Below are 16,888 nucleotides of genomic sequence, written 5' to 3' on the forward strand. Positions count from 1 at the left end.
CCACGTTCAACTCGCGAGCAACCCCCTATTTTTTCACCGCTTCGCCGTCCTGCCAGGCTTTTTGCAGCGCGGGCCAGTAGTCGCGGTTGGCCTCGATCATCTCATCGAGAATGGCTTTTGCATGTTCCATCGTCGGCACGGTGCGGTTCAGGGTGAATGCCTGCAGCGCCTTTTCGTAGCTGCCTTCGATGGTCGCTTCCACCAGCAGTTGCTCAGAGGCGAGCTGTTGTTGCAGCAACGTCTGGTGGAACAGTGGCACCTGACCCACACGGATCGGCTCAGGCCCTTCGGAGGTGATATAGGCCGGGACTTCCACTACCGCGTCGTACGGCAGGTTGGTGATCGCCCCCCGGTTTTCGACCATCACCAGATGGCGCTGACGCAGGTTGAACGCCAGCGAACGGGCCACATCGACAATAAACTCGCCGTGCACGCCGACGTGGAAGGCATCGGACAAAATCCCGGTACGTTTGTACTCTTCGGCGGCGGCAAACAGCTTTTTCTCGCGCCCGTTCATCACTTCGTTGGCACGGGTATAATCCGGGTTTTGATGCTCAACAATCTGATTTGGCATCAGGTAATACTGCAGATACGGGTTCGGCAGATATTCCGGGAAGTTATCCATGATCGGCTTGATGTTGCGCCAGGTTTTCACCCACGAGGGATCTGAGTGCTGCGGGTCGGTTTTGGCTGCATCTTCCGTTAGCAGGCCGTATTTTGCGATGTGGCGGCGCAGCTCAGGCAATCTGTCCACGCCATCGACCAGCACGCGAGTAAACCAGCCGAAGTGGTTCAGGCCGAAATAGTCCACTTCCAGCTTGTGACGATCAACGCCCAGAATCGCGCCCATATTACGCATCGCTGCCACCGGCATATCGCAGATATTCAGCACGCGGGCGTTAGGACGCAGGCGACGTACGCCTTCAGCCACAATTGCCGCCGGGTTGGAGTAGTTCACGATCCACGCTTTCTCGTGTGCGTATCGCTCTACCAGATCGATCAGTTCGACCATCGGCAAAATTGTCCGTAGCCCGTATGCCAGCCCGCCAGGGCCGCAGGTTTCCTGACCGACGACGCCGTGGCGCAGGGGGATCTTCTCGTCCTGCTCGCGCATTTTATACTGACCAACGCGCATCTGGGCGAACACAAAATGGGCACCACTGAAGGCCACTTCCGGGTCGTGCGTCACGGTGAATTTAATGCTCTGGCTGTGGTCGCGAATCACTTTCTCGACCACGGGCGCGATGGTGTCCTGGCGCGCGGCGTCGATGTCGTAGAGGCGGATTTCCGCCAGCGGGAAATCCTGCAGCTGGACCATCAGGCTTTTCACAATGCCGGGTGTGTAGGTGCTGCCACCACCGGCAATGGAGAGAATAAAGGGAGGTTTAAACATGTTTGGCTCCTTCAGAGAAACGTCTCAACGGCTTCTCGCATTTTTTTGACGTGCAGCCCGTAGACCACCTGAACGTTGTTACCTTGTTTGATAATTCCTTTTGCACCCGTCGCCTTGAGCCGTGGCTCATCGATGATGTCGACATCTTTCACGGTGACGCGCAGTCGGGTGTAGCAGTTATCTACCACTTCAATATTTTCTCGCCCGCCGAGACCGACCACGATGGACTCGCCCAGCCCGTCGTTGCTGCCTTTCGCCTGATACTCCTGCTTGCTGTACAGACGGGTTTCCTGTTCGTCGTCCTCACGTCCCGGCGTTTTCATGTTGAAACGCAGGATCAGGAAGCGGAACACGATGAAATAGAGCGCGAACATAATCAGCCCGACGACGATATACATCGGCCAGTTGGACTTCTCCGTGCCCAGCGGCAGGTTGTAGAGAATGAAATCGATAATGCCGTTGGCGCCGATGGCATGCACGCCAAACAGATAGAACAGCATCATGCCAATCCCGGTCAGCACCGCATGCACCACAAACAGCAGCGGGGCGACAAACAGGAAGGAGAATTCGAGCGGTTCGGTTACGCCGACCAGCAGCGAAGTCAGCGCCGCCGGGATCAGGATGGCTTTCGCCAGCGCTTTGCGCTCCGGTCGGGCGGTCATATACATCGCCAGCGCTGCGGCAGGCAGGCCGAACATTTTGCTTATTCCGCGTGCATCCCATACGACCGTGCTGCTGAGCTGTTTCACTTCCGGGCAGGCCATTTCGGCGAAGTAGATATTCCGTGCGCCCTGATAGACGGTGCCGCACACCTCCTGCGTCCCGCCCAGTTCGGTGTACAGGAACGGCGTATAGACCAGGTGATGCAGACCGGTTGGCACCAGGATGCGCTCAAGGAAACCGTAAATCGCCACGCCAAACGGACCAGAACCTTTAATGGCTAATGCCATGGCGCTAATGCCATGCTGGGCAAAGGGCCACAGCTCGCTCATCACCACGCCAAGCAGCATCGACACGGGCAGCATGATAATCGCCACGAAACAGTGCCCGGAGTAGATCGCCATAGCGCCGTTAAACTGTACGCCTGAGTATTTGTTGTACAGATATCCCGACAGGGCACCGGTCAGAATACCGGCGAAAACGCCCATCTCGAGAACCTGCACGCCTAATACCATGCTCTGTCCGGCGGCTTTCATCTGATCGGCGGGGGCGAGATGCCCTTGTAGCTGGAGCGTCACATTCATGGCGTTGATAAACACCACAAAAGTCACCAGACCGATAAGCGCCGCGTAACCTTTGTCCCGCGTGGCGAGGCCAACAGGAATGCCCACTGCAAAGACCAGCGCCAGATTGACCAGAACCGATACCGCCGATTTAGCAATCAGCTGGCCAATGTGTTGAATCAGAGGATGGCCGAGAAACGGCACATACTCGGCAAGATTACCGTTACCCAGCACGTTGCCGAAGGCGATAAACAGCCCGACAATCGGTAAGATAAGTACCGGTCCGTAAAGTGATTTTCCGAAATTTTGTAGGGCGTTCACGGCTCGTTTCATGGCTATCTCTCTTAGTGAACCGCGCACTCAGCGTGCGTCTAAGATGTAAGTTAGCAGGTGATCTGTCTGGATATCTAGCTATCTTATTGTTTTAAAAACAAATGACGCTAAAGGTTACATGTAACCTTTAGCGCTGTGATCTGAACGATGATCGGTATCGCAGCCGCAGGAGAGTCGGGAGCAATCTGCGAGCCGCTTTCCAGATTCTAAGATTGGACTTTTGTATTCGTGAAACTTGCGGATAATACTTATTCGGATGACGACTAACAGGCTCCACGGACCAGGGATAAAGGATGACACCGTTTCGCTTAGCTGCGCTTTCGCTCGCGCTTCTCACCACGTTTACACTCGTTGGTTGCGATAACAACGACGATAAACCTCAGGCGGCCGCACCCGCGGCTTCCACCACCACATCAGAAGCGCCCGCCAAACCGGATGCGGATAAGCTCGCGAAACTCGCCGCGCAGAGTGAGGGTAAAGCGCTCACGCTGCTCGATGCCTCGGAAGTTCAGCTCGATGGCGCATCCACTCTGGTTCTGACGTTTTCGGTTCCGCTCAACCCCGATCAGGATTTTGCCCGCACGGTTCACGTCGTCGATAAAAAGAGCGGCAAAGTGGACGGTGCCTGGGAGCTCGCGCCAAATCTGAAAGAGCTGCGTCTGCGCCATCTGGAGCCGAATCGCAATCTGGTGGTCACCGTGGAGCGCGATCTGCAGGCGTTGAACAAAGCGACCTTTGGCATCGACTACGAAAAGGCGATCACCACTCGGGATATTGAACCGACTGTCGGCTTTGCCAGCAGGGGCTCGCTCCTGCCGGGTAAAGTGGTCGAAGGCCTGCCGGTGATGGCGCTGAACGTCAACAACGTGGATGTAAACTTCTACCGCGTGAAGCCGGAATCGCTGGCCTCATTTGTGAGCCAGTGGGAGTACCGTAACTCCCTGAGCAACTGGGAATCGGATAATCTGCTTAAGATGGCCGAGCTGGTCTATACCGGGCGCTTCGATCTCAATCCGGCGCGCAATACCCGCGAAAAACTGCTGCTGCCGCTGCGCGATATCAAACCGTTGCAGCAGTCCGGCGTCTATATCGCGGTGATGAATCAGGCGGGGCATTACAACTACAGCAATGCTGCCACGCTCTTCACCCTCAGTGACGTGGGCTTGTCTGCGCACCGCTATCACAATCGTCTCGATATCTTCACTCAGAGCTTAGAGAACGGCGCGGCACAGTCCGGTGTTGAAGTCCTTCTGCTGAATGACAAAGGCCAGACGCTGGCGCAGGGCACCAGCGATGGCGACGGCCATGCAAAACTCGAAACGGACAAAGAGGCGGCGCTGATTCTGGCCCGTAAAGACGGCCAGACGACGCTACTGGATCTTAAACTCCCGGCGCTGGACCTGGCGGAATTTGATATCGCAGGCGGGCCTGGTTATAGCAAGCAGTTCTTTATGTTTGGCCCGCGCGATCTCTATCGTCCCGGGGAGACCGTGATCCTCAACGGTCTGCTGCGCGACAGCGACGGCAAACCGCTGGCCGATCAGCCTGTGAAGCTGGAAGTGCTGCGCCCGGATGGGCAGGTGGCGCGAACCGTCGTCAGCCAGCCTGAAAATGGTCTTTATCGCTTCAACTATCCACTGGAAAGCGGCGCGCAGACCGGCATGTGGCATGTGCGCGCGAATACGGGCGACAATCAGCAGCGTTTGTGGGATTTCCACGTCGAAGATTTCATGCCAGAACGTATGGCACTGAATCTGACCGGGCAGAAAACGCCGGTTTCGGTACAGGATGAGGTCAATTTCGACGTTGTCGGCTACTACCTGTACGGCGCACCGGCTAACGGCAACAGTCTGCAGGGCCAGCTTTTCCTGCGTCCGCTGCGTGAAGCGGTCAGCGCGTTGCCGGGATTCCAGTTCGGTGATATTGCGGAAGAGAATCTCAGCCGCAGCCTCGATGAAGTGCAATTGACGCTGAACGTGCAGGGGCGCGGTCAGGTTGCCACGGAAAGCCAGTGGAAGGAGGTACACTCTCCGCTGCAGCTGATTCTGCAGGCCAGCCTGCTGGAGTCTGGTGGTAGGCCGATCACGCGTCGTGCAGAGCAGGCCATCTGGCCTGCTGCTGCGCTGCCGGGTATCCGCCCTCAGTTCGCCAGCAAAGCGGTGTATGACTATCGCACGGACACCACGGTAAACCAGCCGATTGTCGATGAAAACGGTAACGCCAGTTTTGACATTGTTTATGCCGACGCCAGCGGCGCGAAAAAAGCCGTATCGGATCTTCAGGTACGCCTGATCCGCGAGCGCCGCGACTATTACTGGAACTGGTCTGAAAGCGACGGCTGGTTGTCTCAGTTCGATCAGAAAGATCTGGTGGAGGGCGAGCAGGCACTGACGCTCAAGGCCGACGAAACGGGCAAAGTGACCTTCCCCGTTGAGTGGGGCTCTTACCGTCTGGAAGTCAAAGCCCCTGACGATATGGTCAGCAGCGTGCGTTTCTGGGCCGGTTACAGCTGGCAGGATAACAGTGACGGCACTGGGGCCGCGCGCCCTGACCGCGTCATGCTGAAACTCGACAAACCCGCTTATCAGCCAGGTGACACCATTAAACTGCATGTTGCAGCACCGGCAGCGGGTAAAGGCTACGCGATGATCGAGTCCAGCGAAGGTCCGCTGTGGTGGAAAGAGATCGACGTCCCGGCGAACGGGCTGGACCTCTCCATTCCGGTCGATAAAGCCTGGAAGCGTCACGATCTTTACCTCAGCACGCTGGTGGTACGTCCGGGAGATAAATCCAAATCCGCCACGCCGAAACGTGCGGTGGGTATTCTGCATCTGCCGATGGGTGATGAAAATCGTCGACTCACGCTGGCCCTGGATACACCACAGAAAATTCGCCCGAATCAGTCGCTGTCAGTGAAGGTCAAAGCCAGCGTGAAAGACGGCAGTGTGCCACAGAAAGTGAACGTGCTGGTGTCCGCTGTCGATAGCGGCGTTCTGAACATTACCGATTATGTCACGCCCGATCCGTGGGAAGCGTTCTTTGGTCAGAAGCGTTACGGCGCGGATATCTACGATATTTACGGTCAGGTGATTGAAGGCCAGGGAAGGATGGCGGCACTGCGCTTTGGTGGTGACGGCGATGAGCTGAAACGCGGCGGTAAACCGCCGGTGAATCATGTCACCATTATTGCCCAGCAGGCGCAGCCTGTGGCGCTGGATGACAATGGCGAAGGGACGATTACTCTGCCGATTGGCGACTTCAACGGCGAGCTGCGCGTCATGGCGCAGGCCTGGACGGCGGATGATTTTGGTAGCAGCGAGGGCAAAGTGATTGTTGCGGCGCCGGTGATTACCGAACTCAACACGCCACGCTTCCTGGCCAGTGGTGACTCAACAAGGCTGACGCTGGATCTGACTAACCTCACCGACAAACCGCAGACGCTGAACGTCGCGTTGAGCGCATCGGGATTGATGGAGCTCGAAGGCGCACAACCGCAGCCCGTTCAGCTTGAACCGGGCACGCGAACCACGCTGTTTGTTCCGGTGAGAGCCCTGGACGGTTACGGTGACGGCGAAATCACCGCGCAGGTGACTGGCCTTCAGTTGCCAGGAGAAACTTTCGCACCGCAGAACAAGAGCTGGAAAATTGGCGTGCGTCCGGCTTTCCCTGCACAGACGGTGAATACGGGAACCATGCTAAACCCAGGCGAAAGCTGGACGGCACCGGCTCAGCACATCACGGGATTCTCACCGGCTACCCTGCAAGGTCAACTGCTGCTCAGCGGTAAACCACCGCTGAACCTGGCGCGTTATATCCGCGAATTGCAGGCCTATCCATACGGTTGCCTGGAACAAACCGCAAGCGGCCTGTTCCCGTCGCTCTATACCAACGCGGCGCAGCTGACTGCGCTCGGCATCAAAGGCGATACGGATGACAAACGCCGTGCGGCGATTGATATCGGCATCTCCCGTTTGCTGCAAATGCAGCGTGATGACGGCGGTTTTGCCCTCTGGGATAAAAATGGCCCGGAAGAGTATTGGCTGACGGCCTACGTCACCGATTTCCTGGTCCGTGCGGGTGAGCAGGGTTACAGCGTTCCGGCCGAGGCGGTGAACAATGCCAACAATCGTCTTCTGCGCTATCTGCAGGATCCTGGCATGATGTCTATTCGCTACAGCGATGATACGCAGGCGAGTAAATTTGCAGTTCAGGCCTATGCGGCACTGGTACTGGCTCGCCAGCAAAAAGCACCGCTGGGTGCACTGCGTGAAATCTGGGAGCGTCGTGCGCAGACCGGTTCGGGTCTGCCGTTGATGCAGCTGGGGATGGCGCTGAAACTGATGGGCGATGCGCCACGCAGTCAGCAGGCACTGGATCTGTCCTTGAAAACCTCGCGCAGTGACAGCAAAAACTGGATGGCGGATTACGGCAGCCCAATGCGTGACAACGCCCTGATGCTCTCCCTGCTGGAAGAGTACAAACTGCTGCCGGATGCGCAGAACACGCTGCTGAATACGTTGTCTCAGCAGGCGTTCAGCCAGCGCTGGCTCTCAACACAGGAAAGCAACGCGCTGTTCCTGGCCGGTCGTCTATTGCCGACACTTTCAGGCGCCTGGCAGGCAACCACCAGCCTCTCGGATAAAGCGCTGAGCGGCGATAAGGCTCAGACACAAAATGTGAGTGGCGATCAGTTGGGCGCATTGCAGGTCACCAACAGTGGCACCACGCCGCTGTGGGTCCGTCTCGACAGCACAGGCTATCCGGATTATGCACCGCAGCCATCGTCCAACGTCCTGCAAATCGAGCGTCATATTCTCGCAACCGATGGCAGCAGCAAATCGCTCTCTTCTCTGAAGAGCGGTGAACTGGTGCTGGTGTGGCTGGAAGTGAAGGCAAATCAGAATGTCCCGGATGCGCTGGTGGTCGATTTACTTCCGGCAGGGCTTGAGCTGGAAAACCAGAACCTGGCCACCAGCAGCGCCAGCCTTCAGGATAGCGGCAGCGAAGTGCAGAACCTGCTCAACCAGATGCAACAGGCGGACATTCAGCATATGGAGTTCCGCGACGACCGCTTTGTTGCTGCGGTGCCCGTGAACGAAGGGCAGCCTGTGACGCTGGTGTATCTGGCTCGTGCCGTTACTCCGGGAACGTATCAGGTTCCGGTACCGATGGTTGAATCCATGTATGTTCCGCAATGGCGGGCAACGGGCGCAGCAAGCGGCCCGCTGATTGTTGTTCCTTAAGGTGACGTTATCTCGACTCAATCGCTCCCGTTGGCTTTGGCTGGCGGGAGCGATTCTTATTGTATGGGCGCTGATTGTTGTCGCCGATCGCCTGTGGCCGTTGCCTTTAAAAGAGGTCAATCCTGCACGGGTGGTGGTCGATGAGAAAGGTACACCCCTCTGGCGTTTTGCCGATAGCGATGGGATCTGGCGCTATCCGGTCACCATTGAAGATGTCTCTCCGCGCTACCTCGAAGCCCTGATCCAGTATGAAGATCGCTGGTTCTGGGATCATCCCGGCGTTAATCCGTTCTCCGTTTTGCGTGCAGCCTGGCAGGATCTGAGTTCCGGTAAAGTGGTTTCGGGCGGCAGTACCCTTACCATGCAGGTGGCACGACTGCTTGATCCGCATCCACGTACTTTTGGCGGTAAAGTGCGTCAGCTATGGCGGGCGATGCAGCTCGAATGGCACCTGTCAAAACGCGAGATCCTCACGCTCTATCTCAACCGTGCTCCCTTTGGGGGGACGTTACAGGGCGTCGGTGCGGCCAGCTGGGCCTATCTCGGGAAATCACCGGCGCAGTTAAGCTACTCAGAGGCTGCGTTGCTGGCGGTTCTTCCCCAGGCACCGAGCCGTCTGCGTCCGGACCGCTGGCCAGAGCGCGCGGAGGCCGCGCGTAATAAAGTGCTAGAGCGCATGGTGACGCAGAGCGTCTGGAGTGCGCAGCAGGTTAAAGAGTCGCGTGAAGAGCCGGTCTGGCTTGCTCCCCGGCAAATGCCGCAGCTGGCTCCGCTATTTTCCCGCATGATGCTGAGTAAAAGTCGCGACAACAAAATTGTCACTACGCTGGATGCTTCGCTGCAACGTCAGATGGAAGAGCTGGCGATGAACTGGAAATCCAGGCTTCCGCCGCGTAGCTCACTGGCGATGATCGTTGTTGATCACACCACAATGAAAGTTCGCGGTTGGGTTGGCTCAGTGGATATCAATGATGACAGTCGTTTTAGTCATGTCGATATGGTGAGCGCGATCCGATCGCCGGGATCGGTGCTGAAACCCTTTGTCTACGGAATGGCACTCGATGAAGGCCTGATCCATCCCGCCTCGTTGTTACAGGATGTTCCGCGGCGCACGGGAGATTACCGACCGGGTAACTTCGACAGCGGTTTTCACGGCCCCGTCAGCATGAGCGAGGCGCTGGTGCGCTCCCTGAACCTTCCCGCCGTGCAAGTGCTGGAGGCTTATGGCCCAAAACGTTTCACCGGAATGCTCAGCAATGTCGGTTTACGCCTGATCCTTCCGCCTGGCGCGCAGCCTAATTTATCGCTGATCCTGGGCGGTGCGGGGGCGCGGCTCTCAGACATTACCGCCGCTTACAGCGCCTTTGCCCGTCAAGGGAAAGCGGGTCGGTTACGCCTGCAGCCTGGCGATCCGTTGATTGAGCGTCCGCTGCTCTCGCCTGGCTCGGCGTGGATTATTCGCCGAATTTTAGGCAACGAAGCGCAGCCGCTGCCGGATAGCGCACTGCCGCAGGTTGCACCGCTGGCGTGGAAAACCGGTACCAGCTATGGCTATCGTGATGCCTGGGCCATTGGCCTGAACGCGCGCTACATCATTGGGATCTGGACCGGACGCCCGGACGGGACACCCGTTGCCGGGCAGTTTGGATTCGCCAGCGCCGTGCCAGTGCTGAACCAGGTCAATAATATGCTGCAGTCGAGTTCAACGGTGGATGAAGGGCGCTTGCCGCGCGATCCGCGCCCGGCGTCGGTCAGTCGCGGTGTGATCTGCTGGCCCGGCGGGCAATCCCTGCCTGAAGGGAGTGAGAACTGCCGTCGCAGGCTAGCGACCTGGTTGCTTGACGGCAGTCAGCCGCCCACACTGTTATTGCCAGAGCAAGAGGGGATCCGCGGGATTCGCTTCCCGGTCTGGCTGGATAACCAGGGCAAACGCGTCGCGGCTGATTGCCCCGGCGCGCAGGAGAAAATCCTCGACGTCTGGCCGTTACCGCTTGAACCCTGGCTTCCTGCTTCTGAACGCCGGGCGGTGCGCGTTCCGGCACCGTCAACCACCTGTCCTCCGCTGGCGCAAGATTCCCCTGCGCCGTTGATGCTCTCCGGCGTGCGTGAGGGGGCATTGATTAAACGCCTGCCCGGTGAGTCGCGCGTATCGCTTCCGCTACAGGCAATTGGCAGCGACAGTGAGCGCTGGTGGTTCCTGAATGGCGAACCGCTGAATGTGAAAGGGCGCGCTTACACTTTGCAGCTTGATAAAGCAGGGGATTATCAGTTACTGGTAATGGATGAGACGGGGCAAGTCGCTACGGTGAATTTCACCCTGCAGTAGCGAAAAACCCATCCGGGATGTGAGCTGTTGCTAAAACTCGTCTTATTTTAAAAAAATGTTACGTTGAACCATAGGCAATGGCGTTTTTGCTCTCTATAATCCGCGCCATCTTATACAGACGTATGCAAAACAACAGAACATAACACAGAGGTTATCATGGCTATTGAACGTACTTTTTCCATCATCAAACCAAACGCGGTGGCAAAAAACGTTATTGGCAGCATCTTTGCTCGCTTTGAATCTGCAGGGTTCAAAATCGTTGGCACCAAAATGCTGCATCTGACCGTTGAACAGGCTCGCGGTTTCTACGCTGAGCACGACGGCAAACCTTTCTTCGATGGCCTGGTTGAGTTCATGACCTCCGGTCCAATCGTGGTTTCCGTACTGGAAAGCGAAAACGCAGTACAGCGTCACCGCGATCTGCTGGGTGCAACTAACCCGGCTAACGCACTGGCTGGCACTCTGCGTGCAGATTACGCTGACAGCTTCACCGAGAACGGCACCCACGGTTCCGACTCTGTAGAATCTGCTGCGCGCGAAATCGCTTACTTCTTCGCCGAAGGCGAAGTGTGCGCTCGTACCCGCTAATTCCTCAGGGAAGGGTATAAATTTGGTAAAAGTCGCGTGCAAACGTGGCATCCCTGCGCCAGACTTTGTACAATGCAACGCCCCGGAAGAGCAAAGCGCTCACCGGGGCGTTTCTTTTCAACCCTCCACGGGCCATAACGTGTAACAACGAGGCCGGAAAATATTATGTCTGAACTAGTTAACACCTCTGAAGTCGCCATTGCCGCGGTTCCTAATAAAAATGGAAAAATTAACCTGTTGGATCTGAACCGTCAGCAGATGCGCGAGTTTTTCAAAGAGATGGGCGAGAAGCCGTTTCGTGCCGATCAGGTCATGAAATGGATGTACCACTATTGCAGCGACAACTTTGATGACATGACTGACATCAACAAAGTGCTGCGTAACAAACTCAAAGAAGTCGCTGAAATCCGCGCACCGGAAGTGGTGGAAGAGCAGCGTTCTTCTGACGGCACTATCAAATGGGCGATTGCAGTTGGCGATCAGCGCGTTGAAACCGTGTACATCCCGGAAGAAGATCGCGCGACTCTGTGCGTCTCCTCTCAGGTTGGTTGTGCACTGGAGTGCAAATTCTGCTCGACGGCGCAGCAGGGCTTTAACCGTAACCTGCGCGTGTCTGAAATTATCGGCCAGGTATGGCGCGCGGCGAAAATCGTCGGCGCGGCAAAAGTGACCGGCACACGTCCTATCACCAACGTGGTGATGATGGGCATGGGCGAGCCACTGCTGAACCTGACCAACGTCGTTCCGGCGATGGAAATCATGCTTGATGACTTCGGCTTTGGTTTGTCCAAACGTCGCGTGACCCTCTCCACCTCTGGCGTTGTGCCTGCGCTGGATAAACTGGGCGACATGATTGACGTGGCGCTGGCGATCTCCCTGCATGCACCGAACGATGAAATTCGTGACGAAATTGTGCCGATCAACAAAAAGTACAATATCGAAACCTTCCTCGCGGGCGTGCGTCGCTACCTCGAAAAGTCCAATGCCAACCAGGGCCGCGTGACCATCGAATATGTGATGCTGGACCATGTGAATGACGAAACCGATCATGCGCATCAGCTGGCTGAATTGCTGAAAGACACGCCGTGCAAGATTAACTTGATCCCATGGAACCCGTTCCCGGGGGCGCCGTATGGCCGTAGTTCTAACAGCCGTATCGATCGTTTCTCCAAGGTGCTCATGGAGTACGGTTTCACCACCATCGTGCGTAAAACCCGTGGTGATGATATCGATGCCGCCTGCGGCCAGCTGGCCGGTGATGTGATCGACCGTACCAAGCGTACGCTGCGTAAGCGCATGCAGGGTGAGGCGATTGAGGTCAAAGCTGTGTGATTCGTATGCGTCGCGGTGCAGGTTTGTACCGTGACGCATTAGCTTACTGAATATTCAGCCACGTAGATTGTGATTGCTGAATAATTACGGTGCGTTTCAGACGACTTTAAGGCAGTATGTAACGTCGCAACAACAGTTTAGCCTCATGAGTAGCGCTGCACTGTCAACTAAAGCCGGACAGTCTTATACTAACTGTCTGTCTAAGGTTAAATGACCAGAAGTTTCGCGGTGCGGGTGGCATTGTGACTCACCGGCGCCTGAACCCTAATTTACACGTACCAGTAAGTAGTTGTAGCGAATGAATACTGAAGCCACTCACGACCAAAATGAAGCACTCTCCACGGGCGTTCGTCTTCGCAATGCCCGTGAACAACTCGGACTCAGCCAGCAAGCTGTTGCAGAACGCTTGTGCCTGAAGGTTTCCACGGTTCGCGATATTGAAGAAGACAAGGCTCCGGCCGATCTTGCTTCAACGTTTCTGCGTGGTTACATCCGCTCTTATGCAAAACTGGTGCATATCCCTGAAGAAGAACTGTTGCCAATGATGGAAAAACAGGCACCGGTACGTGCGGCGAAAGTCGCGCCGATGCAGACCTTCTCTCTGGGCAAACGTCGCAAAAAACGTGATGGCTGGCTGATGAGCTTTACCTGGCTGGTACTGTTTGTGGTGATTGGTCTGACGGGCGCATGGTGGTGGCAAAACCACAAAGCGCAGCAGGAAGAGATCACCACGATGGCTGACCAGTCCTCTGCCGAGCTAAACAATTCCGGTAACGACGGCGCGCAAAGCGTGCCGTTAAACACCGACAGCAGCGCCACTTCCGGCGAACCGCAAACTGCTGCTACCGATTCTCAGGCTGTTGAACCTGCCCAAACGCCAGCGCCGGCCACCACACCGGACCAGACGACAGCGCAAAATGCTGTTATCGCACCGTCTCAGGCGAATGTGGATAACGCTCCAGCGGCGACAACACCTGCCGCTACGGCGAACACCACACAGCCGCTGCCAACGGACCAGGCTGGCGTCGCAGGGGCAACCACTGCCGATCCTAACGCGCTGGTGATGAACTTCTCTGCCGACTGCTGGCTGGAAGTGACGGATGCAACAGGTAAAAAACTGTTCAGTGGCCTGCAGCGTAAAGATGGCACATTAAATCTAACCGGTCAGGCTCCGTATAAGCTTAAAATCGGTGCTCCGGCTGCGGTGCAGATCCAGTATCAAGGAAAACCTGTCGATCTGAGCCGTTTTATCAGAACTAACCAGGTTGCGCGTCTTACCGTTAATGCCGAACAATCAGCAACACAGTAACAGGCGAGTAACGCGGGAGACTTTTCATGCATAATCAGGCTCCGATTCAACGTAGAAAATCTAAACGGATTTACGTTGGGAATGTGCCGATTGGTGATGGTGCACCCATCGCCGTTCAGTCGATGACCAACACCCGTACCACGGATGTTGAGGCGACGGTCAATCAAATCAAAGCATTAGAGCGCGTAGGTGCGGATATTGTCCGCGTCTCCGTGCCGACCATGGATGCCGCCGAGGCATTCAAACTCATCAAGCAGCAGGTTAATGTTCCGCTGGTTGCCGATATCCACTTCGATTACCGAATCGCGCTGAAAGTCGCGGAATATGGTGTGGATTGTCTGCGTATCAACCCAGGTAACATCGGCAGCGAAGAGCGTATTCGTTCGGTCGTTGACTGCGCCCGCGATAAAAATATTCCTATCCGCATCGGCGTTAACGCCGGATCGCTGGAAAAAGATCTGCAGGAAAAATACGGCGAACCGACGCCGCAGGCGCTGCTGGAATCAGCCATGCGCCATGTGGATCATCTCGATCGCCTCAACTTCGATCAGTTCAAAGTCAGTGTGAAAGCGTCTGATGTTTTCCTGGCCGTTGAATCCTATCGCCTGCTGGCGAAGCAAATCGATCAGCCGCTGCACCTTGGGATCACCGAAGCCGGTGGCTTACGCAGTGGTTCTGTGAAATCCGCGATCGGCCTTGGGCTGCTGCTTTCCGAAGGGATCGGCGACACGCTGCGTGTCTCGCTGGCAGCCGATCCGGTTGAAGAGATCAAAGTCGGTTTCGACATTCTGAAATCCCTGCGCATTCGTGCTCGCGGGATCAACTTCATTGCGTGTCCAACCTGTTCGCGTCAGGAGTTTGACGTTATCGGTACGGTCAACGCGCTGGAGCAGCGTCTGGAAGATCTGATCACGCCGATGGATGTCTCTATTATCGGCTGCGTGGTGAACGGTCCTGGTGAAGCGCTGGTGTCAACGCTTGGCGTGACCGGCGGCAACAAGAAAAGCGGCCTCTATGAAGATGGGATCCGCAAAGACCGTCTGGACAACAACGACATGATCGATCAACTGGAAGCCCGCATTCGCGCAAAAGCGACGATGCTGGACGAAGCCCAGCGAATCAGCATTCAGCAAGTTGAAAAATAACGTGATGGGAAGCGTCAGGCTTCCCATGTATGATTGAACCCATTCTTTGGGTTTTTTTGTATATAGAAAGAGAATAAACGTGGCAAAAAACATTCAAGCCATCCGCGGCATGAACGATTATCTGCCTGGCGAAACCGCCATCTGGCAGCGCATTGAAGGCACTCTGAAACAGGTGCTCGGCAGCTACGGTTACAGCGAAATCCGTTTGCCGATTGTAGAGCAGACCCCGTTATTTAAACGCGCGATCGGCGAAGTGACCGACGTCGTTGAAAAAGAGATGTATACCTTTGAAGACCGCAACGGCGATAGCCTGACGCTGCGTCCGGAAGGTACGGCAGGTTGTGTACGCGCCGGCATCGAACATGGTCTCCTGTACAATCAGGAGCAGCGTCTGTGGTATATCGGCCCGATGTTCCGCCACGAACGCCCGCAAAAAGGCCGTTATCGTCAGTTTAATCAGCTGGGTGTGGAAGTCTTTGGCCTGCAAGGTCCAGATATCGACGCTGAGCTGATCATGCTGACGGCGCGCTGGTGGCGTGAGCTGGGGATTTCTCAGCACGTTGCGCTGGAGCTGAACTCCATTGGCTCCCTGGAAGCGCGTGCGAACTACCGTGATGCGTTAGTCGCATTCCTGGAACAGCACAAAGATAAGCTGGATGAAGACTGCCAGCGTCGCATGTACAGCAATCCGCTGCGCGTTCTGGATTCCAAGAACCCGGAAGTGCAGGCGCTGCTGAACGATGCCCCGGCGCTGGGTGACTATCTGGACGACGATTCTCGCGAGCATTTCGCTGGCCTGTGCAAACTGCTGGAAGCGGCCGGTATTGCTTATACCGTGAACCAGCGTCTGGTGCGCGGTCTGGATTACTATAATCGCACGGTATTTGAGTGGGTCACCACCAGCCTGGGTTCTCAGGGTACCGTATGTGCAGGCGGTCGTTATGACGGTCTGGTAGAACAGCTGGGTGGCCGTGCTGCACCTGCAGTAGGTTTCGCAATGGGTCTTGAACGACTTGTTTTGCTGGTTCAGGCAGTTAATCCGGAATTTAAAGCAGAATCCGTTGTCGATATATACCTGGTGGCCTCAGGTGCGGATACGCAGTCTGCGGCAATGCAGTTTGCCGAACGTCTGCGCGATGCGCTGCCGGGCGTTAAGCTGATGACTAACCATGGTGGTGGCAACTTCAAAAAGCAGTTTGCCCGTGCCGACAAATGGGGCGCAAGTATCGCACTGGTGCTGGGCGAGTCCGAAGTGGCTGCTGGCGAAGTGGTGGTAAAAGACCTGCGCTCTGGTGAGCAAACAACCGTAACGCAGGATAGCGTTGCCGCGCACTTGCGCACTTTACTGGGCTAAGGGGAAGAACAGCGTGGAAATGTACGAGAACGAAAACGACCAGGTTGATGCGATTAAACGCTTCTTTGCCGAAAATGGCAAAGCCCTGGCCGTTGGGGTGATTTTGGGTGTGGGCGCGCTGATGGGTTGGCGTTACTGGAATAGCCATCAGGCTGATTCCGCGCGTGATGCTTCCCTGTCCTATGAAAATACCGTGAGCGCAATTCGTGCCGATCAGCCGCAAACGCTGGCTGCTGCGGAGAAATTTGCTGCTGACAACAAAAATACTTACGGTGCACTGGCATCGCTCGAAGTGGCTCAGCAGTTCGTTGATAAAAATGAACTGGATAAAGCCGCCGCGCAGCTGACTCAGGGTCTCGCGGCAGCCAGCGATGACAATCTGAAAGCGGTGATTAATCTGCGCCTGGCGCGTATTCAGGTCCAGCAGAACAAAGCCGACGACGCGCTGAAAACCCTCGACACTGTCAAAGGTGAAGGTTTTGCAGCCATCGTTGCTGACCTGCGTGGTGAAGCTCTGCTGAGCAAAGGCGACAAACAAGGCGCGCGAAGCGCGTGGGAAGCGGGCGTGAAAAGTAACGCCTCACCTGCGCTGAGCGAAATGATGCAGATGAAAATAAATAATTTGTCCGTCTGAGAGGGACC

10 protein-coding genes are annotated in these 16,888 nt (G+C 56.1%); 8 read left to right on the forward strand and 2 right to left on the reverse strand.

Features of this window, described 5'->3' with window-relative positions; genetic code table 11:
- Positions 1-25: 25 nt before the first annotated feature.
- On the reverse strand, positions 26-1,393 hold the full coding sequence (locus OVA10_RS08270; RefSeq protein ID WP_107703114.1) for a 6-phospho-alpha-glucosidase: 1,368 nt from the start codon (positions 1,391-1,393) through the stop codon (positions 26-28).
- Positions 1,394-1,404: 11 nt separating this feature from the next.
- Positions 1,405-2,949: a PTS transporter subunit EIIC gene (locus tag OVA10_RS08275; protein WP_123427082.1), complete on the reverse strand. Its 1,545-nt coding sequence runs from the start codon at positions 2,947-2,949 to the stop codon at positions 1,405-1,407.
- Between the two features lie 293 nt (positions 2,950-3,242).
- On the opposite strand from OVA10_RS08275, the gene OVA10_RS08280 reads away from it, so the two are divergent.
- The 8 genes from OVA10_RS08280 (at position 3,243) to OVA10_RS08315 (ending at position 16,880) form a co-directional block, all read left to right on the forward strand.
- Positions 3,243-8,192, forward strand: a complete 4,950-nt coding sequence (locus tag OVA10_RS08280) for an alpha-2-macroglobulin family protein (protein ID WP_268195748.1) — start codon at positions 3,243-3,245, stop codon at positions 8,190-8,192.
- 1 nt (position 8,193) lies between these two features.
- Positions 8,194-10,518: a peptidoglycan glycosyltransferase PbpC gene (gene pbpC / locus OVA10_RS08285; RefSeq protein ID WP_268195749.1), complete on the forward strand. Its 2,325-nt coding sequence runs from the start codon at positions 8,194-8,196 to the stop codon at positions 10,516-10,518.
- A gap of 156 nt (positions 10,519-10,674) precedes the next feature.
- Positions 10,675-11,106, forward strand: a complete 432-nt coding sequence (gene ndk / locus OVA10_RS08290; protein WP_095282894.1) for a nucleoside-diphosphate kinase — start codon at positions 10,675-10,677, stop codon at positions 11,104-11,106.
- A 165-nt stretch (positions 11,107-11,271) separates the two neighbouring features.
- Positions 11,272-12,438, forward strand: coding sequence for a bifunctional tRNA (adenosine(37)-C2)-methyltransferase TrmG/ribosomal RNA large subunit methyltransferase RlmN (locus OVA10_RS08295; RefSeq protein WP_100779320.1), 1,167 nt, complete (start codon positions 11,272-11,274; stop codon positions 12,436-12,438).
- 298 nt (positions 12,439-12,736) lie between these two features.
- Positions 12,737-13,747 (forward strand): cytoskeleton protein RodZ, encoded by a 1,011-nt coding sequence (gene rodZ / locus OVA10_RS08300; protein WP_268195750.1) that lies wholly within the window; start codon positions 12,737-12,739, stop codon positions 13,745-13,747.
- A gap of 26 nt (positions 13,748-13,773) precedes the next feature.
- On the forward strand, positions 13,774-14,892 hold the full coding sequence (gene ispG, locus OVA10_RS08305) for a flavodoxin-dependent (E)-4-hydroxy-3-methylbut-2-enyl-diphosphate synthase (protein ID WP_100779322.1): 1,119 nt from the start codon (positions 13,774-13,776) through the stop codon (positions 14,890-14,892).
- 79 nt (positions 14,893-14,971) lie between these two features.
- Entirely contained in the window at positions 14,972-16,246 is a 1,275-nt protein-coding gene (gene hisS, locus OVA10_RS08310) for a histidine--tRNA ligase (RefSeq protein ID WP_100779323.1), read from the forward strand.
- Positions 16,247-16,259: 13 nt separating this feature from the next.
- Positions 16,260-16,880 (forward strand): YfgM family protein, encoded by a 621-nt coding sequence (locus OVA10_RS08315; protein WP_100779324.1) that lies wholly within the window; start codon positions 16,260-16,262, stop codon positions 16,878-16,880.
- Positions 16,881-16,888 lie beyond the last annotated feature (8 nt).

This window comes from Lelliottia sp. SL45, from assembly GCF_026672535.1.
GTDB classification, from domain to species: Bacteria; Pseudomonadota; Gammaproteobacteria; order Enterobacterales; family Enterobacteriaceae; genus Enterobacter; species Enterobacter nimipressuralis.

Excerpts from the sequence above, each read along its gene's own strand:
- OVA10_RS08270 (WP_107703114.1), bottom strand. The coding sequence starts at position 1,393 with ATGTTTAAACCTCCCTTTATTCTCTCCATTGCCGGTGGTGGCAGCACC.
- OVA10_RS08275 (WP_123427082.1), bottom strand. The coding sequence starts at position 2,949 with ATGAAACGAGCCGTGAACGCCCTACAAAATTTCGGAAAATCACTTTAC.
- OVA10_RS08280 (WP_268195748.1), top strand. The coding sequence starts at position 3,243 with ATGACACCGTTTCGCTTAGCTGCGCTTTCGCTCGCGCTTCTCACCACG.
- ndk (WP_095282894.1), top strand. The coding sequence starts at position 10,675 with ATGGCTATTGAACGTACTTTTTCCATCATCAAACCAAACGCGGTGGCA.
- OVA10_RS08295 (WP_100779320.1), top strand. The coding sequence starts at position 11,272 with ATGTCTGAACTAGTTAACACCTCTGAAGTCGCCATTGCCGCGGTTCCT.
- rodZ (WP_268195750.1), top strand. The coding sequence starts at position 12,737 with ATGAATACTGAAGCCACTCACGACCAAAATGAAGCACTCTCCACGGGC.
- ispG (WP_100779322.1), top strand. The coding sequence starts at position 13,774 with ATGCATAATCAGGCTCCGATTCAACGTAGAAAATCTAAACGGATTTAC.